The organism is Sphingomonas citri, assembly GCF_019429485.1.
GTDB classification, from domain to species: domain Bacteria; phylum Pseudomonadota; class Alphaproteobacteria; order Sphingomonadales; family Sphingomonadaceae; genus Sphingomonas; species Sphingomonas citri.
This window is the reverse complement of record NZ_JAHXZN010000006.1, coordinates 85179-104908: the sequence shown is the minus strand read 5'-3', so window position 1 is coordinate 104908 and position 19730 is coordinate 85179. Positions and strand designations below refer to the sequence as shown.

Below are 19730 nucleotides of genomic sequence, written 5' to 3'. Positions count from 1 at the left end.
CAACGAAGCGGGGCGCGGGCGCAATGATTCATCACAGGCGATACGGCCAATGTTGCTGGCGGCGGGTCGGAGCGACGCCAGTGCGACGGTTGTGCGCGCCGCGGCGGCGCGGCACAGTCGGCGCGATGCCCTACGCCCCCGCTCTGCCCACCATCGCCGAGGCGATCCAGGCCTCGCTCAGCCCGGTGTTCATGCTCACCGGCATCGGCGCGCTGCTCAACGTGCTGACCGGACGACTGGCGCGCGTGATCGATCGCGCGCGCGTGCTGGAGGAGCGCCACCCCGCGCTCCAGCGCGACGACCGCACCCGCGCCGCGGCCGAGCTGCGACGGCTGGCGCGGCGCATGAAGGTGATCAACGCCTCGCTGTTCCTCGCAGTGGCGAGCGCGGTGGCGACCTGCACCGTGGTGGGCATGCTCTTCGTCGGCGCGCTGACGCGCTATCACATCGGCCAGTGGGTGGCGTTCAGCTTCATCCTGGCGATGTCGCTGCTGATCGCGGCGTTCGTCGCCTTCATGGTGGAGGTACGGCTGTCGATCCACGCGATCCGGGTGCGCGACGAGTTGCTGCGGTAGGGACGGGAGGCACGCGCGCTCCTTTGCGACGGCGAGCGGGCTCACCCCTCCCCTTCAGGGGAGGGGCCGGGGGGTGGGGCGCCTCCGCATAGGTTACGCTCGCGGAGAGGCCCCACCCCAACCCCTCCCCTGAAGGGGAGGGGCGAACATCGACCAGCTTAGGGTCACGCCTCACCCCATCCACCGGCGTCATCCTGAGCTCGTCTCAGGATCCACTGTTCCGCGCACGCCTCGGCACTTGGGTGTGCGGCACGGTGGATCCTGAGACGAGTTCGGGATGACGGCGGTCATAAGCCGCGGTGGCCTCGCCGCCCCGCCCCGCCCTACCGCGTCGGGTCGATCAGATACTTTTCCCCCGTGGCCTTGCGCTCGTACGCGCGCAGCACCTCGGGATCGAGCGCCTCGGCCAGGCCGATCGTGCGGGTGTAGCGGCTGGCGAAGGTGGTGGTCAGCTCGTTGACCACGCGCTGGCGCATCCGCGCCACCGTCTCGCGTCCCGCCTTCTGCAGCCACGGCGTCAGCAGGAAGCCCGAGACGCTCCACTGGAAGCCGAACGCCAGCCGGTTGAGCGTGGTCGGCGCCGTGTCGAGCGCGCCGTAGATGTACAGCTGCTTGAAGACGTTGGAGCCGTAACGGCTGTACTCGGTGGCGCGGCGGTTGGCGGCCTGCTCCATCGCCTGGACGACGTCGCTGCCGAGCGTGCCGCCGCCGATCGCGTCGAAGGCGATCGTCGCGCCGGTCTCCGCGATCGCGTCGGCGAGACGGCGGCGGAAGTCCTCGGCGCGGCTGTCGAGCACGTGCGTGGCGCCGATGTCGCGCAGCAGCGCCGCCTGCGCCTCGCTGCGCACGACGTTGACCAGCGGCACCCCGTCGGCGAGGCAGATCTTCTGGAGCATCTGCCCGAGGTTCGACGCCGCCGCGGTGTGGACGATCGCGTGATGCCCCTCCTGCCGCGCCGTCTCGACGAAACTGAGCGCGGTCAGCGGGTTGACGAACATGGCCGCGCCGTCCGCCGCTTTGGCGCCGTCGGGCAGCGGCACCACGTCGCGCGCGCGCAGCTTGCGATATTGGGCGTACATCGCGCCGCCCATCATCCCGACCGTGCGCCCGAGCAGCGCCTGTGCCTCCGGACCCGCTGCGATCACTGTACCCGCGCCCTCGTTGCCGATCGGCAGCGACTGGCCGAGCCGCGCGCGCACCCCGCCGATCCGCTCGCGCGGCACCTGGAAGCGCAGCTCGGGCCGGTCGGGGCTGCCGCCCTTCTCCAGCGTGGCGACGTCCGCCGGGCCGAGCAGCAGCCCGAGATCGGAGGGGTTGATCGGCGCCGCCTCGACCCGGACGATCAGCTCGTCGCCCTGCGGCGGCGACAGCGTCACCGGTTCGAGCGAGAGCGTCAGCGTGCCACCCTCGTCCACGGTCGAGCGCAGTTCCAGCCCGGTCACCTCGTCCATCCTCGCCTCCTGTCCTGTCAGGGGTCGGGGATGCCGGTGCAAAGGTTTGCGGTCAAATCCGTTCTCATCCGCGCGCGGCTAATGTAGCGCGACGGCATGTTCGACCTCGACGCCTATCTCGCCCGCATCGAGCTACCCGCGCGCCCCACCCGCGACGCCGCGGGGCTGGCGCGACTCCAGCTCGCGCACCGGCTCACCATCCCGTTCGAGAATCTCGACGTGCGGCTCGGCCGCGGTATCGCCATCGACGGCGAGTCGGTCGCGGCCAAGCTCGTCGGCTCGCGCCGCGGTGGCTATTGCTTCGAGCACAACCGGTTGCTGCTCGACGCGCTCGACGCGCTGGAGATGGCGGCGCGCCCGCTGCTCGCGCGCGTGTGGCTCGGCGCCGAGGCGACCCCGCCGCGCAACCACGCGCTGTCGCTGGTGACGATCGACGGCGCCGAGTGGATCGCCGACACCGGCTTCGGCGCGAGCTACGCGCCGGTGATGCCGCTGGTCGCCGACCAAGAGGCGACCGCGCCCGACGGCGCGCGCTTCCGGCTGGCGCGCGAGGAGGACGGCGGCTGGCTGCTGCTGCGCGACGGCGATCCGGTCAGCACCGACGGGCGCACCGCGCCGGGTTGGAACGGCACGAGCTGGCAGCCGCAGTACAGCTTCACCACCGAGGCGGTGCACGACAGCGACCTGGCGATGGCCAACCACTGGGCGATGAGCGCGCCGTCGAGCCGCTTCACGCAGCGCGCGGTGGTGAGCGTCGTGCTGCCGCACGGCTTCGCCGCGCTGACCGACCGCCGCTACCGCCGCCGCGCCGCGGGCAACACCGCCGAGGGCGAGATCACCGACCCGCGCGTCTATCGCATGCGGCTCAGCCTGATGTTCGGGATCGACCTGGCGAAGGAGGAGGTGGCGGCGCTGGGGCTGTTCTGAGGGGGAGGGGACAGAGATCCCGCCCCTCATCGGGAGGTGGCAGCGCGTTCGCGCTGATGGAGGGATGACCCGGCCGGTGACGATCGGTGGACTCTCCGCCGGCGACAAACCTCCCTCGCGCGGCGCGCGCCACCTCCCCTTTCAGGGAGTTATGGTGGCTCGCCGCACCCTTGAGCCCCCTATCGCATCCCCTGCTCGCGCAGCCGCGGGTGGTCGGGCGGCAGCGGCGGGGCGAAATCCTCGCGGCGCCAGATCGCGTCGGCGGGCTCCTCGGGGTCGGGCCGCGCGAAGTCGACATAGCCGAAGTAGGTCGCGATCAGCCGCTCGCCGGGATCGGTGATCGCGGTGCGACCGTGCAGGAAGCGCGTGTTGTCGAGCATCAGCACGTCGCCGTTCCGCCACTCGACCGGTACCATCAGCCGATCGCCGACCGCCTTGATCGCCTGCAGCCACGCCTCGGGTACCGGCCGCCCGTCGTCGAGCACGGGATGGTCCGGCCGGTTGTTGTTGAAGCGCGCGAACAGCAGGAAATTGCCGAAGGCGGGCGCGTCCGCGAACATCGGCCGGTGCAGCGCCGGGCGCGAGAAGAAGCGGACGATCGTGCCGTCGGGGAAGCGCCGGAACTGATAGGGGCAGGCGGGCGGCGGCGCGGCGAGCTGCGCGTCGCTCGGCGTCTCGGTGCCGAGCCAGTAGCGCAGCAGCGACGGCCAGACCGGCTTGATGTACAGCAGGCGGCGGTGCAGCAGCCCGGCGCGCACCGGCTCGGGCAACTCGCGCGCCAGCGCGACGCCGTCGCAGATCGTCGTCTGCCCGCCGCGCGTCGGCGCGGAGAGGCAGGCGAAGAAGGCGGCATCCGGCTTCCACGGCTCGCGCGACAGCTCCGGGTGGAGCGCGAAGGCGCCGGTGCCGCCGTCGACGGTGTGGATGTTGGCAGCCGGATCGATCGGCTTGCGGCCGGGACTCTCGTTGACCACGGCGGTGCGACAGAAACGCTTGGCGAAGTGGCGGAACGAGTCGACGTCGGCGCCGAAGCCGCGGAACAGCAGCGCGCCGTGCGTGCGATACAGGTCGATGACCTGGTCGCGGTCGAGCGCGGCAAGCCGCTCGGCGCCCCCGGCCACGATCAGGACATGAGGGCGGCCCGGCCCCGGCAGCGTGATATCCGGCATAAGTTGCTGGATTAGCGAGGAGCGACCGTCCGCGCTATAGCGTGCCATGGCCCTGACGCTCGCCGACCTGTACGCCTCGCCCGACCATTATCTCCAGCGTTTCGAGCGCGACGCGGCGGTGTTCGTGCCGATGGACCGCGCCGCCTATCACCGCTCAATCTTTCTCGACGCGCGGATCAGCCCCGCCGCGCCGCAGGAGATGCGGCTGCCGGTGGCGATGCTGCGCGATCCGCCAGCGCCGCGCGCGACCGCCTGGATCTTCCACGTCGCGCATTGCGGCTCGACGCTGCTGGCGCGCGCGCTCGACTCGCCCGAGGGCGGGTTGGTGCTCCGCGAGCCGCAGGCGCTGCGCCAGACCGCGCTCGCGCCCGATCCGGCGCGGCTGGCGCTGGTCACCGCGATGCTGGGCCGGCGCTACCGCGACGACGCGCCTACGCTGGTGAAGGCCAACGTGCCGGTCAATTTCCTGCTGCCCGCGCTGGCGGCGGCGCAGCCGGACGCGCGCGCGATCCTGCTGTACCTGCCGCTGCGCGACTATGCGCTCGCGATCCTGCGCAGCGACACGCACCGCGCCTGGCTGCGCCGCGTAACGACCGACCTGGCGCCGCACCTGGGCGACCTGGCGGGTGCGCCCGACGCCGTGCGGGCGGCGCGGCTGTGGTCCGCGCAGATGGCGCGCTTCGCCGCCGCGCTGGCGGCGTGGCCGACCGCACGCTCGCTCGACGCCGAACGCTTCTTCGCCGCGCCGGGGGAGGTGCTCGTCGCGGCGGGGCGGCAGCTCGCACTGCGGTTGGAAGACAAGTGGCTGGAGGACGTGGCGGCGGGCGAACTGTTCGCGACCTACTCGAAGAACCCGGCGCAGGCCTTCGACAATGCGGCGCGCGTGGCTCGCCGGGCCGCGCTGCAGCGCGAGCTGGCGGAGGAGCTGGCGCTGGCGGAGGCGAGCGCGGGTGACGGCGCGGACGCGCGCGCGGTGGAAGCGGCGGCGCTGGGGTGAGCTACTGAGATCCTCCCCGGCCCGGGGAGCGGACCGCGCCGCGAAGCGGCGTGGTGGAGGGGGGCTTCCGCGGGCGTTGCGCTACGTGGAGAACCCCTCCACCAATCGCCTGCGGCGAACGGCCCCCTTCCCCGCCGTGCGGGGAGGATCTAGGCTTCGCGCCCCTCCAGCATCGCCACCATGTCCGCCGCGAGCAGCGACAGCGTGTCGTCGCGCGCGCCCATCACCACGATCCGGTCTCCCGGCAGCGCCACCGCGACGCAATGCGCCGCCGCGCTCGCGCGATCGGGGATATGGATCGCCTGCCGCCCCGCCACGCCCACGTCGCGCGCCACGTCGGCGCTGGTCACCTCGCGCGTCACCGTGCCGCCCTGGTAGACGGGGTCGGGCAGCACCAGCAGGTCGTCCGCCGCGAGCCGCGCGGCGAACATCGCCGCCAGCTCGGCGCGCATCACCTTGAGCGGGCCGTAGCCGTGCGGCTGGAACAGCACGATCAGCCGACCCGGGAAGGCGTGGAGCGTGTCGAGCGTCGCCGCGATCTTGTCGGGATTGTGCCCGAAGTCGTCGATCACCGTCACGCCAGCGGCGCTGCCGACGAGGTCGAAGCGGCGGCGCAGGCCCTCGAACCGCTCGACCCCCGCCACCGCATCATCGAGCGACACCCCCGCCGCCAGCGCGGCGCCGATCGCCGCCAGTGCATTGGCGACGTTGTGGCGCCCGGGCACCTGCAGCGCCACCGCACGGCGTTCGCCGCGATGGTGGAGCGCGAAGCCGACCGCGAACGGCGCCTCCTCGACCCCGTCCGCGTACAGGTCGGCGCCCGCGTCGCGGAGCGAGAAGCGAGTCACCCGTGGGGGCGGGAGGCGCAGCGCCAGCGTGGCGGCGTCGGCATTGTCGGCGTTGATCACGGCGCGATGCGCCTTGGCGAGGAAGTCGCCGAACAAAGCGTTGAGCTCGTCGAGCGACTTGTGATCGAGGCTGACGTTGTTGAGCACCGCCACATGCGGCGCGTAGAGCGCGATCGAGCCGTCGCTCTCGTCAACCTCGCTGACATAAGCGTCGCCCTGCCCCACCAAGGCGCTGGCGAAGGGGCGGTCGGCGCGCGCGACATGCTTCATCACCGCGCCGTTCATCACCGTCGGGTCGCGCCCCGCGGCGCCGAGGATCGCGGCGATCATGCCGGTGACGGTCGACTTGCCGCTCGTCCCCGCGACGCCGATCGGCAGCGCGCTGGCGTTGAACAGCCGCGCGTTGAGCTCGGCGCGCGACAGCCGCCGGCAGCCGAGCCGCGCCGCCGCCACCATGTCTGCCACGGTCTCCTCCACCGCGGCGGAGGCGACGACGATCTGCTCGGGCGCGGTGACGCCGCTGCCGTCCTGCGGGAAGAGCGCGATGCCGAGCGCGCGCAGCGCCTCGAACTTGGCGGGGACGCGGCCCTGATCGAGTCCGCGGTCGCTGCCCGCGACGGTCGCGCCGCGCCCGCGCAGGATCATCGCCAGCGGCATCATCCCCGATCCGCCGATACCCACCAGGAAGAAACGCTGGTCCGCCACGTTGCCGTCATGCATGGCGCCGGGCTATCCGCCTTCGCTTGGCGGGTGGCAAGCGGGAGTGTCAGAACTTCGCCCTGCGGCGCTCAGAATTGCTGTCCGGTCGAGCGGACACCCGCCAGAAGGGCGCGAGTCGCGACACAGGGTGGTCCCAAGAGAATGTCACCGCTGAGATGCCACCGTGCGCCGCCGGTGAACCGGTCGTCGCCGATGAGCCGCACCACCCGCACCCCGCCAACGAGCCCGCCCAGATAGTACCAGACGATTGTCTCTTGCCGTCCCATATAGGCGCGGAGGAACTGCCGCTCCGGCGGGCTCGTCGCCGCAGCTACATCGTTGAGTCGAAAGGGTGCGTCCCTCTCCGCGATGCGCAGATGCTGACGCGCGAACTCATCCGCAATCGCCGGCGCCGCGTTTAGCCGCTCGACCCGCCTGTATTGCTTGCCTAGACGGCAGATAGGAAGGGTAAGCGAGGGAGGACGGCGCACGACTTCGATACCGCCTTGCGCCAGCGCCAACGACACCAGCGGGAGCGCGGCAAGAAGAATAAGCATGAGCCGTCCTCCAACGTTCTAATTACTTGGATCGATTAACCACAGCTCTGATCCCCCCGCGAGATCGAAAAGGTTGTAGAGGCAATCGAGTCAGTGTTTGTATATTTTCCATCACCATGCGTGGTGCGGCCTGCCTCAAACTTAGTGCCAAAGTAGCCGTTGTATTCGGTGGCAATCTTGTTCGCCTTCTCAATTATATCCATTTCAGGAGATCCGGGCGAAGCGGCATGACAGATCTCGTGCGCTAACGCCAGAATCGCGGGAACAGACTTAGTCACTCCATTTTCATCCCAGCTAGGGTAAGAGAAGGGATTCCACGACACTGTGTTGCTTTGGGTATCAAACAGATCCTGTTTGCACCATCCGCCGTATCAATCCTGATGAGATTAAAGGCTGCGTTGTTTGAGTGCGCCTGGTCGATCACCTGCCTGGCGGTGGAGGAGCCTTCATACAGCTTACTCATGGCCTCGTCGAACCCGCTCTTCGCCGGCTGACACCATGTACGACCGCTTACTTTGAATGTCGGTGGCGTGGGTGTACCGCCGCCGATGATGATCGGTGTGCCGACTTCAGCGGCGGGTGGCGGGTTCTTCCCGACGACCACGACCTCCGGCCCAGGCTCGGTGCCTTCCTCGCATGGCTGACCATCTGGCTGCGGACACGGACCGGCTCCGGCTGTGTGATACACCGATTCCGAAGTATCTACCTTAGTCATCACTATGCCTCGCTCACTTGATGAGGCTGAAGCAATTGTACATCTTTGGATGAAGATTGCACTTATATCTGCGGTTAGGAAACCGTTTACTATGGGATCACGGCATCTTCAAAGTGGTAATTTCTCTCGTTCGACCGCCGAACCGCACCCACGCAGGATCATCGCCAGCGGCATCATCCCCGATCCGCCAATACCCACCAGGAAGAAACGCTGGTCCGCCACGTTGCCGTCATGCATGGCGCCGGGCTATCCGCCGTCGCTGGGCGGGTGGCAAGCGGGAGTATGCGCGATGCGGATCGGAGTGCTGGCGGCGAGCAGCGTCGCCAACCCGGACGTGATCGCGCCGGTCTCGGCCTTCGCCGCGATCGCCTTTCCCGAGATCGACCTCGTCTTCCACCCGCAATGCTACGCGCACGAGGGGCATTTCGCCGGCTCGGACGCGGTGCGCGCCGCCGCCTTCCTCGAATATGCCAACGATCCCGCCTTCGACGGCATCTGGTTCCTGCGCGGCGGCTATGGCTCGAACCGGCTGCTCGCGACGATCATGCCGCGGCTGGGCGAGGCGGCGCGGCGCAAGACCTATCTCGGCTATTCCGACGTCGGCTTCCTGCTCGGCGCGCTCTACGCGCGGCGGATCGGCCACCCGGTCCACGGCCCGATGGCGAGCGACATCCGGCGAAACGGCGGCGACGCGACCGTGGCGCGCGCGCTCGGCTGGTTCGCGCGGCGCGACCGCGCCGGGCTGGAGCCGGGGCTCGACGGCCGCCCTGCGGCGGCGTTCAACCTCTCGATCCTCGCGGCCTTGGTGGGCACGCCCTACCTCCCCGACCTCGCCGACCATGTGCTGATCGTGGAGGAGGTGTCCGAGGCGATGTACGCGATCGACCGGATGCTGTTCACGCTCGGCAACGCCACGCAGCTGCGCAGCCTGGCGGGCGTGCGGCTCGGCGCGGTGACCGCGGTGAAAGAAAACGAGCCCGCATGGGGCGAGCCGCTCGACGCGATGATGAGGCGCTGGTGCGGCGAGCTGGGGGTGCCGTATCTCGGCCGCGCCGAGGTGGGGCATACGCAGACGAACCGGGTGGTGCCGTTCGGGGTGGCGTGAGGAGCGGTCCTCGCTGATCCACCACCTTCCCTCTTGCTGTTCCCCGCCGAAGGCCGGGGCCCAGGTGGGGGACGCCAGAGAGTCTCACGACGGCCTTCCCGCCTGAGCCCCGGCCTTCGCCGGGGAACGGGTGATGCGGTGAAGCGCAGCGCCCTCACCCCCATACGACAACACCCGGGCAGCGCGTGCTGCCCGGGTGTCGCTCGTCTCGTGCGAGACGGATCGGCGGACCGACCCTGACCGATCCCGCGCCGACCAAGCCGGCGCGGGGCCGTCAGCGGCTTAGAAGTCCATGCCGCCCATGCCGCCCATGCCGCCGCCGGCGGGCATGGCCGGGGCCTTGTCCTCGGGCAGCTCCGAGACGGTCGCCTCGGTGGTGATCAGCAGGCCCGCCACCGACGCGGCGTTCTGCAGCGCGGTGCGCACCACCTTGGTCGGGTCGATCACGCCGGCCTGGACCAGGTTCTCGTAGGTATCGGTCGCGGCGTTGAAGCCGAGCGAGGTGTCGTTGCCGTCGAGCAGCTTGCCCGACACCACCGCCCCGTCGTGACCGGCGTTCTGCGCGATCTGGCGGACCAGCGAGGTCAGCGACTTGCGGACGATGTCGACGCCACGCGTCTGGTCGTCGTTCTCGCCGGTGAGGCCCTCGAGCGCCTTCGACGCGTACAGCAGCGCGGTGCCGCCGCCCGGGACGATGCCTTCCTCGACCGCGGCGCGGGTCGCGTGCAGCGCGTCGTCGACGCGATCCTTGCGCTCCTTCACCTCGACCTCGGTCGAACCGCCGACCTTGATCACCGCGACGCCGCCCGCGAGCTTCGCCAGACGCTCCTGGAGCTTCTCGCGGTCGTAGTCCGAGGTGGTCACCTCGATCTGCTGGCGGATCGCCTCGGTGCGGCCCTTGATCGACTCGGCGTCACCCGCACCGTCGACGATGGTGGTGTTGTCCTTGTCGATCGTCACGCGCTTGGCGGTGCCGAGCATGCCGAGCGTGACGCTCTCGAGCTTGATGCCGAGATCCTCGCTGACGACCTCGCCCTTGGTCAGGATCGCGATGTCCTCGAGCATCGCCTTGCGGCGATCGCCGAAGCCCGGCGCCTTGACGGCCGCGACCTTCAGGCCGCCGCGCAGCTTGTTGACCACCAGCGTGGCGAGCGCCTCGCCCTCGATGTCCTCGGCGATGATCAGCAGCGGACGGCCCGACTGCACCACGGCCTCGAGGATCGGCAGCATCGCCTGGAGCGACGACAGCTTCTTCTCGTGGATCAGGATGTACGGGTCGTTGAGCTCGACCGACATCTTCTCCGGGTTGGTGATGAAGTACGGCGACAGGTAGCCGCGGTCGAACTGCATGCCCTCGACGACGTCCAGCTCGAACTCGAGGCCCTTCGCCTCCTCGACGGTGATGACGCCTTCCTTGCCGACCTTCTCCATCGCCTCGGCGATCTTCTCGCCGACCTCGCGGTCGCCGTTGGCCGAGATGATGCCGACCTGCGCGACTTCCTGCGAGCCCGACACGGGCTTGGAGCGCGCCTGGATGTCGGCGACGACCTTCGTCACGGCCAGGTCGATGCCGCGCTTCAGGTCCATCGGGTTCATGCCGGCCGCGACCGACTTCATGCCCTCGCGGACGATCGCCTGCGCCAGCACGGTGGCGGTGGTGGTGCCGTCACCCGCGATGTCGTTGGTCTTCGAGGCCACTTCGCGCACCATCTGCGCGCCCATGTTCTCGAACTTGTCCTTGAGCTCGATCTCCTTGGCGACCGACACACCGTCCTTGGTGATGCGCGGCGCGCCGAAGCTCTTGTCGATCACGACGTTGCGGCCCTTCGGCCCCAAAGTGACCTTCACCGCGTCGGCGAGGATGTCGACGCCGCGCAGGATGCGCTCGCGCGCGTCGCGGCCGAATTTCACGTCCTTGGCTGCCATGTGGCTACCCTTTCAGATGAACGAATGTTGAGAAAATTGAGCCGGCGGGACGGTCTCAGGCGATGACGCCGAGAATGTCCGACTCCTTCATGATCAGCAGGTCCTCGCCGTTGACCTTGACCTCGGTGCCCGACCACTTGCCGAACAGGATGCGGTCGCCGGCCTTGACGTCGAGCGGGGTGACCTTGCCGTCCTCGGCCTTGACGCCGGTGCCGGCGGCGACGACCTCGCCCTCCTGCGGCTTCTCCTTGGCGGTGTCCGGGATGATGATCCCGCCGGCCGTCTTCTCTTCCGCCTCGACGCGGCGGACGAGAACGCGGTCGTGCAACGGACGAAAGTTCATTGCTCTTACCTCTCTGAAGGCATGTGACAGATTTTTGGCACTCCCCAGGGGCGAGTGCCAGCGCCCCGCATATGTGGGGCGTGCCCGCGGCGGTCAACCGGGCGCGCGCGATTTTTCGGGAACCGTGCGTCAGGCCGTGCGTGCGGCCGGGTCAGGCAACAGGCCGAGCCGCGCGCGCGCCGACCAGCGCCAGATCAGCAGCGCCGAGACGACGCCGAGCCCGGCGGCGAGTCCCCACCAGATGCCGATGGCGCCCCAGCCGAAGGTGAAGCCGAGCAGCGCGGCAATGCCGAAGCCGATCACCCAATAGCCGAACACCTGAATCATCATCGGCACGCGCGTGTCCTGCACGCCGCGCAGCACCCCGGCGGCGACCGCCTGCGCGCCGTCGACCAGCTGGAACACCGCGGCGACGCCGAGCAGCTCGACCGCCAGCGCGGCGACCGCCACCTCGCGCGCCGGGTCGACATAGGCGCGCACCAACAGCCCGGGCACCGCCCACAGGATCGAGGCGCTGACCACCATCACCGCGATGCCCGACACGATCGCGACCCCGCCCGCGCGCCCGACCCAACGCGGGTCGGCGGCGCCGTAGGCGAGGCCGACGCGGATCGTCGCCGCCTGCGCCAGCCCGAACGGCACCTGGAAGGCGATCGCGGCGATGTTGAGCGCCACCGCATGCGCGTCGATCGCGGTGACCGAGATCAGCCCCATCAGCAGCGCGGCGCCGCCGAACAGCCCGCCCTCCGCCATCCAGCCGAGCGCGATCGGCGCGCCGAGCTTCGCGATCTCGATCATGCGCGGCCATTCGGTCCGCCACCAATTGCCGAACAGGTGGAAGCGGCGCAGCCGGCGGTCGGTCGACAGGATCACCGCGTAGCTCGCCGAGGTGGCGAGCGAGGTGAGCACGCTCGCGATCGCGGCGCCCTCCAGCCCCAGCGCGGGGAAGCCGGCGTTGCCGAAGACGAGGCACCAGTTGGCGGCGACCGCGACGCCGAGCGCCAGCAGCGTCACCACCAGCGCCCAGCCCGGCCGCCCCAGCGCGGCGGCGGTGAGCCGCATCAGCGCCGCCGCCACCGCGAAGGGCGCGGCGAGCGACAGCAGCCGGCAGAAGCTGCCCGAGCGCGCCGCCACCGCGGCGTCCTGCCCGGCGAGGCGAAGGATCGGCTCGGCCAGGTTGAGCAGCGCGATCACCACGAGCGAACCCGCCGCGGCCAGCCACAAAGCCATGCGGAACGAGCGCCGCACCTGCCGCACCGCGCCGATGCGGCGCCCCAACGCGGCGGCGATCAGCGGCTCGGCCGCGCCGACCAGCCCGACCAGCGCGAAGGCGAGCAGGTTGAACAGGAACACACCCAATGTCGCGGCGGCGAACTCGACCGGGCCGAGCCGCGCGACGAACACGACGTCGACCGCGAACACCGCCATCTGGAGCAGGTTGGCCCCCACCAGCGGCCCCGCCAGCGCGGCGAGCGCGCGCAGCTCGCGCTGCCACGTCGCGGGCGCGCGCTCGGTCAGCGGGTGGAGGGTGGCGGCGCCGTGCATCGCGGCGTGCCGTAGAGGAGAATGCGCCGCGGTGCACGCGGGTGTTCGCCGGGGCGCGGCGACGGGCGCCGGCGGCAGCCTCGCGGCTACGCTTCGAGGCGAGGCGTCGGCGAGCTCAGCCTCTCCTCAGCGCGAACGGAAGGCGGCCGATCCGCCACCGTTCGTGCTGAGGAGCCACTGAGCCTGTCGAAGTGGCGTCTCGAAGCGGAACCGCTACCGTGACAGCGGCTACTCCCCGCCCCGCGCCGTCAGAAACGCACGCTCGCGCCCGCGCTGAAGTTGCGCCCGACCAGCCCGGCATAATGCCAGCTGCTCAGGTAGTTCGGGTTGCTGCCATAGGCCGCCGACGCGAGCGGCGCGCGCGCGTCCGTCACGTTCTCCACGTTGAGGAAGAAGCGCAGCTGGTTGTTCACGGTCACGCCCGCGTTCAGGTCGACGTAGAGGAACGGCCGCACATAGCATTGCGTGCCGACGTCACCGCCCTTCGTGATCGGCACCAGCGTATGCTGGCACGAGAGGTCGATCACGCCGCCCACGGGCGCGATGCGATCGGCCGCGACCTGCTTGATCCGGCCCACATAATAGGCCGTCGAGGCGAGCGAGAAGGCGCCGACCTCCAGCGCATTCTGCCAGTTGCCGCGGATCCGCGGCGTGCCGCTGCCCGACGACAGCTCATACGGTCCGAGCGTCCCGGCGTATCGCTGCACCACGCCGTCAGGCGTCACCAGGTCGAGCCGGAGCACGCGGGTGGCGTCGAGACGCTCGATCAGGCGGACGCCGGACGCCAGCCGGATCCGCGCGTTGGCCTGCACGTCGAGGCCCGAGCTCACCTCGTCGTTGGCGTTGACGTACGGCACGTCGAACACGAGCAGACGCGGCAGGGCGTCGGGGTTGGCCGGGTCGGGCGCGTCGACGACGTTGCAGGCATAGCCCTTGTCCACCCTGGCGAGCGCGTCGCAGCCAGCGGCCTTGTCGGGCTGGTTGTAATAGGCCGCTATCGCCTCGCTCCGGCGCGGGCCGGTGACGATCAGATTCGACTTCCTGATGTGATAGTAATCGACGGTCAGGTCGAGCCAGCGCGCGGGCTTGATGATGGTGCCGAAGGTGAGGCTGCGCGAGACCTCCGGCAGGATGTCGGGATTGCCCCTCGCCCCGCTGCCGATGCTGTAGCTGGTGCCGTAGCTCGCGTTGCCGGCATGCGCCGCGACGAAGCTCGCCGGCGGGGTGAAGGTCGAGAAGCCAGCGTAGCTGCTGAGCGGATTGTTCTCCGCGAAGGTCGGCGCGCGGAACCCCTGCGAGTAAGTGGCGCGGAACGCGATCGGCTCGATCGGCGTGAGCTTGGCGCCGAGCTTGGGCGAGAAGTGACCATAACCCTGAGAATAATGATCGTACCGGCCCGACAGATCGACATCGAGACCGCGCGTGAACGGCGCGTCCACCTCGAAGAAGCCCGCACTCACGGTCTGCCGGCCCTGCGCCGAGGAGGTGTTCAGTCCGTAGTAGCTCAGGTCCGCATTCTGGCTGCGATTCATCAGCGTCTCGCGGCGCAGCTGGAAGCCGGCGCCGACGTTGAGGTCGCCCCCGCCCAGCGCCGTCACCGCCTTGATGAGCGATCCGCCGATCGTCGCGGCGGTCGAGTAGGACGGCGTGGTGCGGTCGGGCGAGACCTGCGCCCGCACCGCCGCGCTGTTCCGCTCCGGATGGACGAAGTCATAGGCGCCGGTGCTGATCGCGCTCAGCAAGCCCCGGATGCTGATCGCGCCGTGCTGCGTGATGCTGAAAGTGTCGCGCGCGTAGACGCCGTTGAGGCGGAAGGTGAGGCCCTCTCCCAACGTCCCCGAGATGCCGGCGGTGGCGCGGAACACGTCGACGTAGCGCTCGCTCGCCGCCGGGATATCGCCGAACAGGTAATAGATTCGCGCGGCGCCCTCGCCGGGGTGGTCGGCATAAGCGGCGGCGTAGGGATTGTTTGGGTTCAGCCTCCGGTCAGCCGCGACGGCGCAGTTCACCGCGGCGGCGCAGACATAGACCGGCAGCACGATCCCCGGATTGTTCGACGCGATCGTGGGGGAGCCGCCGAACGGCTGGATCTGGCGGATCGCGGACGGCGCGCCGGTGATGCTCAGGTCAGAGTGCGAGTAGCTGCCGCTCGCGAACATCTCGAACCGGTCGCTCAGCCGGGCGGTGAGCCGGCCGGTGGTCGAGTAACGCTGCTGGCGGGGCTGGATGATCGAATAGTCGTCGACGAGGTTGTGCGCGCAGCCGACGCCCTGCGCGTCCTTCTCGGTCGAGGTGAAGGTACCGTGCGGGCAGCCGTCCGGGTCGAGCAGCTGATATCGTTTGGTGAGCGGCGCTCCGGCCCGGCCGGCGAGCGGATCGTTGAGATCGCTCTGCGTCACCCGCGTGACCACCGCCTGGGGGTTCGCGGCAGTCAGTGAGTCGTCGTTGCGGTTGCGATCGGCCAGGCCGCTCGGACGGAGATCGAGCGTGTTGAAGGGATAACCGCGCGAGTGATTGGTGATGAAACCGTCGGACGTGTACTCGGCGTTCAGGTAGAAGTTGAAGCCCTGCTCCTTGTAGTCGCCGACCCCCGCGGTCAGCGTGGCGCGATAATGCGAGCCGTCGCCGCGCGCGGTGGTGCCGGCCTGGACCGAACCGTCGACGCCCTGGACGTTCTTTCGGCTGATCAGATTGACCACGCCGCCGATCGCGTCCGCGCCGTACGTGGAGGAGGCGCCGTCCTTCAGCACCTCGATATGGTCGACCGTGCCGAGCGGGATCGAGTTGAGGTCGACATAGGCGTTGTGCCCGTCGTCGTTGAGCGGGAAGTTGGCCGAGCGCAGCCCGTCGATCAGCACCACCGTCGATGACACGCCGAGACCGCGCAGCGACACCGCGGCGCCACCGGCCGAGAAGCCGTTGCGAAAGCCGGTCGAGATCGAGCCCGCGCCGTCGGCCGACACCGAACGGATCGCTTCCTGTGCGGTGGTGATGTTGGCACGCTCGAGCGTCGCCGCGGTCAGCACCGTGGCCGGCGAGATCAAGGTCGTGTTCGAGTCGCGGAACAGGGTGCCGGTCACGACGATCTCGCTGCGCTGCTCGGGCTCTGGCACGGCCTGCCGCTGGCCGACCTCCGGAGTCGCGGCGTCCTTCGTCTGTGCGGAGGCGGCGACCGCGGTCAGCACCGCGGCGGTGGAGATGCCATATAACAACGTCGCGCGCGCGGACTTGACCAACACCATCGAAGACTGCCCCTTTTGACCCCCGCGTGCCGCGCCGTCGCTGGTCCGCAGCGCATGCTCACCCGCCTGCGGTACGACATCGCCGTCACTGCAAAGCCGTGACGTGAGTGCTCCTTAGGAGCGGCACGGCGGGCGGCGCCGATCGAATACGAAAATTTTCGAGCGGCACCGCCGGGGCCGTCGCGACCGCGGTCGTGGCGCCTCGTGCCTGCCGGGACGAGGCCGCGACCGTGCCGGCGCGCTCCTCCGCGTGACCGAAGCTGGAAGGTCACGCACCTTGGCCACCCCAAAGCGTATTGCTCACTTCATACACGCCGGGCTAGGCTGGGGGCCGCGCGACTCTCCCGCGAGAAGGTGATAATCACGATGAAACTGGTGCGCGGCGCCTGGAAGCTGCTGGTGGGCATCAAGGACGCGCTGGTCCTCGCGGCGATGCTGCTGTTCTTCGCCCTGCTGTTCGCCGCGCTCAACGCGCGCTCGCGCCCCGGCGCGATCAAGGACGGCGCGCTGCTGCTCGCGCTCGACGGCCCGATCGTCGAGCAGCCCGAGGAGATCCAGCCCACCGCGCTGCTCAGCGGCCAGCAGATCGGCAAGCAATATCGGCTGCGTGACCTGCTGCGCGCGATCGACTCGGCGGCCCGGGACGACCGCGTCAAGGCGATCGTGCTCGACCTCGACAAGTTCGGCGGCGGCTACCCGGCGTCGCTCGGCGAGGTGCAGGACGCGCTGCTGCGCGCGCGCAAGGCGGGCAAGCCGGTGCTGGCCTATGCCACCGCCTACACCGACGCGGGCTACCGCCTCGCCTCGGCGGCGAGCGAGATCTGGATGAACCCGCTGGGCGGCACGATCTTCGCCGGGCCGGGCGGCAGCCAGCTCTACTACAAGGGGCTGCTCGACAAGATCGGGGTCAACGCGCACGTCTATCGCGTCGGCAAGTTCAAATCGGCGGTGGAGCCCTATACCCGCACCGACCAGAGCCCGGAGGCGCGCGCCGCCAGCCAGGAGCTGTACGGCACGCTCTTCCAGCAGTGGCGCGAGTCGATCGCGAGCGCGCGGCCCAAGGCGCAGGTGGCGCCGTGGCTGGCGCAGCCGGCACAGCTCGTCCAGCAGGCGCAGGGCGATGTCGCCCAGGCCAATGTCGCCACCGGGCTGGTCGACAAGCTCGGCGACCGCGTCGCCTTCGGCCGCCGCGTCGCGCAGCTCGCCGGCGGCGACGACGGCAAGCCCGCCGGCTGGTTCCGCACGATCAAGTACCAGCCCTATGTCGACGCCGCGCCGCTGCCCAAGACAGGGCAGATCGGCGTGCTCACCGTCGCGGGCGAGATCGTCGACGGCGAGGCGCAGCCCGGCACCGCCGGCGGCGACACGATCGCCAAGCTGCTCTACCAGGGCATGATCGACAACAAGCTCAAGGCGCTGGTGCTGCGCGTCGACTCGCCGGGCGGGTCGGTGCTGGCCTCGGAGAAGATCCGGCTGGCGGTGCTGGAGGCCAAACGCCGCGGGCTGCCGGTGGTGGTGTCGATGGGCGGGCTCGCCGCCTCGGGTGGTTACTGGGTATCGACCCCGGGCGACGTGATCTTCGCCGAGCCCGGCACGATCACCGGCTCGATCGGCATCTTCGGCATCATCCCCACCTTCGAGAACACGCTGAACAAGATCGGGCTCTCGGCCGATGGGGTGAAGACCACGCCGCTGTCGGGCCAGCCCGACCTGCTCGCCGGCACCACGCCGCAGCTCGACGCGGTGGTGCAGTCGGGCATCGAGCACGGCTATCGCGAGTTTCTGACGCGCGTGTCGCAGTCGCGCCGGCTGCCGGTCGAGCGAGTCAACGAGATCGGCCAGGGCCGCGTCTGGGTCGGCGGGATCGCGCACCAGCTCAAGCTGGTCGACCGGTTCGGCGGGCTCGACGCCGCGGTGAAGGAGGCGGCGCGCCGCGCCAAGCTCGACCAGGACAAGCCGCCGGTGGTCTATCTCGACAAGAAACCGGGCTTCGCCGCGCAGATCGCGCAGCAGCTCGCCAGCCAGGAGGACGACGACGACGCCGGCGCTCCCGCCGACGCGGTCGGCCAGCTGGCGTGGCAGCGTCAGCAGGCGTTCGCGGTCGCGCTCGGCGACGCGCAGCGGATGCTGACCGGCGCGACCGTGCGCGCGCAATGCCTCGAGTGCGCCGGGCTCGGCCCGGTGCGCGCCAGCGCGGCGGACCGGACCCTGCTCCAGCTCGTGCTCGCCAAGGTGGGGCTGTGATGCCCCCCGGACCGATCGCGATCCGCGCCGCCACCGCCGACGACGCCGCCGCGATCGCCGCGATCTACGCGCCCTATGTGCTGCAGGGCACGGTCTCGTTCGAGAGCGAGGCGCCCGACGCCGCGGCGATGCGCGACCGCATCCTCGACTCGGACGGCTACTATCCCTGGATGGTCGCGGTGTCGCGCGGCGAGGACGGCGGCGAGCGCGGGCTGCTCGCCTACGCTTACGCCACGCGCTTCCGCGACCGTCCCGCCTATCGCTACGTCGTCGAGACCTCGATCTACGCCGCCGGCGCGACGCAGCGCCAGGGCGTCGGCCGGCTGCTGTACGAGGCGCTGGTCGACACGCTGCGCGCGCAGGGCTTCACCCAGGCGATCGGCGTGATCGCGCTGCCCAACGACGCCTCGATCACGCTGCACGAGGCGGTCGGCTTCCGACGTGCCGGCGTGTACCGCGAGGTCGGCTACAAGCAGGGGCGCTGGATCGACGTCGGCCTGTGGCAGTGCGCGCTCAACGAGTCGGCGATCCCGCCGATCGAGCCGCGCGCCTTCCGTGACGTGGGCGTGCGACGCGACTGAGGAACGGGGCGTAGGGCGGCCTGAGCGAGTCGATACACTCGCTCAGGCGCCGGCGCCTCTGGCCGCCCGCCATAACGGGCCACTGCCCCGCTCGACTCCGCCGCCTTACCCTGGCCCCACGCTAAGTTTCCCCTGAGGCGCAGGCGCGTCGAGGGAGGCGAGCGATGGAGCATCTCACCCGGCCGTGGCGGCTCTACGGCGAGCTCGCCGGGCGCGCGACGCGGCGCGAGCTCGCCGGCTTCGACCTCACGCTGCTCGCCGCGCTGGCGCTCGCCTGGCACGCGCCCGATCTCGCCGCGCCGTGGCTGGGCGCGCTCGACCTGCGCCCCGAGATGGCGCGGGGAGGCGTGCTACTCGCGGCGCTGGGCTTCGTGCTGCTGTTCGGGGCCGCGCCGGGCGTCGCCGTGCACGCGCGCCGGTTGCATGACGCCGAGCGCTCGGGCTGGTGGCTGCTTCTCCCGATCGCGGCCCCGCTGCTGCTGCTGCCGGGCACGCGCGGCGCCAACCGCTACGGCGCCGACCCGCGCAGATCGGAGCGCGCCGCCCCGGTGCCCGCGGCCGAGAGCGTGCCCGAGCCGCTGCGCGCGGCGTGCTGATCGCGGGTTCGGCCGCCGTGTGACCTGAGGGCGACGTCCTCATGCCCCGAAGGCCGGGGCTCAGTAGGGCTGAGGGTCGCGGTCAGGTCGCCGCCGCTCCCCACCTGGGCCTCGGCCTCTGCCGGGGCACGAGCTGCGCCGGGGCCGTGTCCGCCGGAGCGACGCCGGTAACCCACCATGGCGAACCGCCTCGCCCGGCCACCGATGCCT

Annotated in this window: 17 protein-coding genes; 7 read left to right on the top strand and 10 right to left on the bottom strand. The window is 70.4% G+C overall.

The window, feature by feature from the left end; genetic code table 11:
• The first annotated feature begins 125 nt into the window (after window positions 1-125).
• Window positions 126-575: a DUF2721 domain-containing protein gene (locus tag KZ820_RS15855; protein WP_219749571.1), complete on the top strand. Its 450-nt coding sequence runs from the start codon at window positions 126-128 to the stop codon at window positions 573-575.
• 323 nt (window positions 576-898) lie between these two features.
• On the opposite strand, the gene KZ820_RS15850 is transcribed toward KZ820_RS15855, so the two are convergent.
• Window positions 899-2026, bottom strand: coding sequence for a zinc-binding dehydrogenase (locus tag KZ820_RS15850; RefSeq protein WP_219749570.1), 1128 nt, complete (start codon window positions 2024-2026; stop codon window positions 899-901).
• Window positions 2027-2122: 96 nt separating this feature from the next.
• Here KZ820_RS15850 and KZ820_RS15845 point away from each other — a divergent pair, with 96 nt between their 5' ends.
• Window positions 2123-2953, top strand: a complete 831-nt coding sequence (locus KZ820_RS15845) for an arylamine N-acetyltransferase family protein (RefSeq protein WP_219749569.1) — start codon at window positions 2123-2125, stop codon at window positions 2951-2953.
• Between the two features lie 179 nt (window positions 2954-3132).
• Here the strand turns inward: KZ820_RS15845 and KZ820_RS15840 are convergent, their stop codons facing one another.
• Complete coding sequence (locus KZ820_RS15840) at window positions 3133-4122, bottom strand: TauD/TfdA family dioxygenase (protein ID WP_219749568.1); 990 nt, start codon at window positions 4120-4122, stop codon at window positions 3133-3135.
• A gap of 46 nt (window positions 4123-4168) precedes the next feature.
• Between KZ820_RS15840 and KZ820_RS15835 the strand changes: the two genes are divergently transcribed.
• Window positions 4169-5119, top strand: a complete 951-nt coding sequence (locus KZ820_RS15835; RefSeq protein ID WP_219749567.1) for a hypothetical protein — start codon at window positions 4169-4171, stop codon at window positions 5117-5119.
• A 149-nt stretch (window positions 5120-5268) separates the two neighbouring features.
• Here KZ820_RS15835 and KZ820_RS15830 read toward each other — a convergent pair whose 3' ends face one another.
• From KZ820_RS15830 to KZ820_RS22000, 4 genes are all read right to left on the bottom strand, one after another.
• Window positions 5269-6687 carry a glutamate ligase domain-containing protein gene (locus KZ820_RS15830; RefSeq protein ID WP_219749566.1) on the bottom strand — a complete coding sequence of 473 codons (1419 nt, stop codon included), beginning with the start codon at window positions 6685-6687 and terminating at the stop codon, window positions 5269-5271.
• Window positions 6688-6755: 68 nt separating this feature from the next.
• Window positions 6756-7223 carry a hypothetical protein gene (locus tag KZ820_RS15825; protein ID WP_219749565.1) on the bottom strand — a complete coding sequence of 156 codons (468 nt, stop codon included), beginning with the start codon at window positions 7221-7223 and terminating at the stop codon, window positions 6756-6758.
• A 274-nt stretch (window positions 7224-7497) separates the two neighbouring features.
• Window positions 7498-7938: a hypothetical protein gene (locus KZ820_RS15820; protein ID WP_219749564.1), complete on the bottom strand. Its 441-nt coding sequence runs from the start codon at window positions 7936-7938 to the stop codon at window positions 7498-7500.
• A gap of 108 nt (window positions 7939-8046) precedes the next feature.
• Window positions 8047-8175 carry a hypothetical protein gene (locus KZ820_RS22000; RefSeq protein ID WP_258048249.1) on the bottom strand — a complete coding sequence of 43 codons (129 nt, stop codon included), beginning with the start codon at window positions 8173-8175 and terminating at the stop codon, window positions 8047-8049.
• 52 nt (window positions 8176-8227) lie between these two features.
• Between KZ820_RS22000 and KZ820_RS15815 the strand changes: the two genes are divergently transcribed.
• Entirely contained in the window at window positions 8228-9043 is an 816-nt protein-coding gene (locus tag KZ820_RS15815; protein ID WP_219749563.1) for an LD-carboxypeptidase, read from the top strand.
• Between the two features lie 282 nt (window positions 9044-9325).
• On the opposite strand, the gene groL is transcribed toward KZ820_RS15815, so the two are convergent.
• The 4 genes from groL to KZ820_RS15795 form a co-directional block, all read right to left on the bottom strand.
• Window positions 9326-10969, bottom strand: a complete 1644-nt coding sequence (groL, locus tag KZ820_RS15810; protein ID WP_132909543.1) for a chaperonin GroEL — start codon at window positions 10967-10969, stop codon at window positions 9326-9328.
• Window positions 10970-11024: 55 nt separating this feature from the next.
• Window positions 11025-11312 carry a co-chaperone GroES gene (gene groES / locus KZ820_RS15805; protein WP_132909544.1) on the bottom strand — a complete coding sequence of 96 codons (288 nt, stop codon included), beginning with the start codon at window positions 11310-11312 and terminating at the stop codon, window positions 11025-11027.
• A gap of 129 nt (window positions 11313-11441) precedes the next feature.
• Window positions 11442-12857, bottom strand: coding sequence for an MATE family efflux transporter (locus KZ820_RS15800; protein WP_219749562.1), 1416 nt, complete (start codon window positions 12855-12857; stop codon window positions 11442-11444).
• Window positions 12858-13105: 248 nt separating this feature from the next.
• Window positions 13106-16099: a TonB-dependent receptor domain-containing protein gene (locus KZ820_RS15795; protein ID WP_219749561.1), complete on the bottom strand. Its 2994-nt coding sequence runs from the start codon at window positions 16097-16099 to the stop codon at window positions 13106-13108.
• 366 nt (window positions 16100-16465) lie between these two features.
• Between KZ820_RS15795 and sppA the strand changes: the two genes are divergently transcribed.
• The 3 genes from sppA to KZ820_RS15780 all read left to right on the top strand — a co-directional run bounded on the left by sppA (window position 16466) and on the right by KZ820_RS15780 (window position 19520).
• A complete protein-coding gene (gene sppA / locus KZ820_RS15790; protein WP_219749560.1) occupies window positions 16466-18343 on the top strand; it encodes a signal peptide peptidase SppA in 1878 nt (625 codons plus the stop codon).
• Window positions 18343-18924 (top strand): GNAT family N-acetyltransferase, encoded by a 582-nt coding sequence (locus KZ820_RS15785; RefSeq protein WP_219749559.1) that lies wholly within the window; start codon window positions 18343-18345, stop codon window positions 18922-18924. The genes sppA and KZ820_RS15785 overlap by 1 nt, the downstream gene beginning before the upstream one ends.
• A gap of 164 nt (window positions 18925-19088) precedes the next feature.
• Complete coding sequence (locus tag KZ820_RS15780) at window positions 19089-19520, top strand: DUF805 domain-containing protein (RefSeq protein ID WP_219749558.1); 432 nt, start codon at window positions 19089-19091, stop codon at window positions 19518-19520.
• Window positions 19521-19730: the final 210 nt, after the last annotated feature.

Bases quoted from the DNA above. Each gene is read 5' to 3' on its own strand.
- KZ820_RS15850 (WP_219749570.1), bottom strand. From the start codon at position 2,026: ATGGACGAGGTGACCGGGCTGGAACTGCGCTCGACCGTGGACGAGGGT.
- KZ820_RS15835 (WP_219749567.1), top strand. From the start codon at position 4,169: ATGGCCCTGACGCTCGCCGACCTGTACGCCTCGCCCGACCATTATCTC.
- KZ820_RS15820 (WP_219749564.1), bottom strand. From the start codon at position 7,938: ATGACTAAGGTAGATACTTCGGAATCGGTGTATCACACAGCCGGAGCC.
- KZ820_RS15845 (WP_219749569.1), top strand. From the start codon at position 2,123: ATGTTCGACCTCGACGCCTATCTCGCCCGCATCGAGCTACCCGCGCGC.
- groL (WP_132909543.1), bottom strand. From the start codon at position 10,969: ATGGCAGCCAAGGACGTGAAATTCGGCCGCGACGCGCGCGAGCGCATC.
- KZ820_RS15800 (WP_219749562.1), bottom strand. From the start codon at position 12,857: ATGCACGGCGCCGCCACCCTCCACCCGCTGACCGAGCGCGCGCCCGCG.
- KZ820_RS15840 (WP_219749568.1), bottom strand. From the start codon at position 4,122: ATGCCGGATATCACGCTGCCGGGGCCGGGCCGCCCTCATGTCCTGATC.
- KZ820_RS15815 (WP_219749563.1), top strand. From the start codon at position 8,228: ATGCGGATCGGAGTGCTGGCGGCGAGCAGCGTCGCCAACCCGGACGTG.
- KZ820_RS15825 (WP_219749565.1), bottom strand. From the start codon at position 7,223: ATGCTTATTCTTCTTGCCGCGCTCCCGCTGGTGTCGTTGGCGCTGGCG.
- KZ820_RS22000 (WP_258048249.1), bottom strand. From the start codon at position 8,175: ATGCATGACGGCAACGTGGCGGACCAGCGTTTCTTCCTGGTGGGTATT.
- KZ820_RS15785 (WP_219749559.1), top strand. From the start codon at position 18,343: ATGCCCCCCGGACCGATCGCGATCCGCGCCGCCACCGCCGACGACGCC.
- sppA (WP_219749560.1), top strand. From the start codon at position 16,466: ATGAAACTGGTGCGCGGCGCCTGGAAGCTGCTGGTGGGCATCAAGGAC.
- KZ820_RS15780 (WP_219749558.1), top strand. From the start codon at position 19,089: ATGGAGCATCTCACCCGGCCGTGGCGGCTCTACGGCGAGCTCGCCGGG.
- KZ820_RS15855 (WP_219749571.1), top strand. From the start codon at position 126: ATGCCCTACGCCCCCGCTCTGCCCACCATCGCCGAGGCGATCCAGGCC.
- KZ820_RS15830 (WP_219749566.1), bottom strand. From the start codon at position 6,687: ATGCATGACGGCAACGTGGCGGACCAGCGTTTCTTCCTGGTGGGTATC.
- KZ820_RS15795 (WP_219749561.1), bottom strand. From the start codon at position 16,099: ATGGTGTTGGTCAAGTCCGCGCGCGCGACGTTGTTATATGGCATCTCC.
- groES (WP_132909544.1), bottom strand. From the start codon at position 11,312: ATGAACTTTCGTCCGTTGCACGACCGCGTTCTCGTCCGCCGCGTCGAG.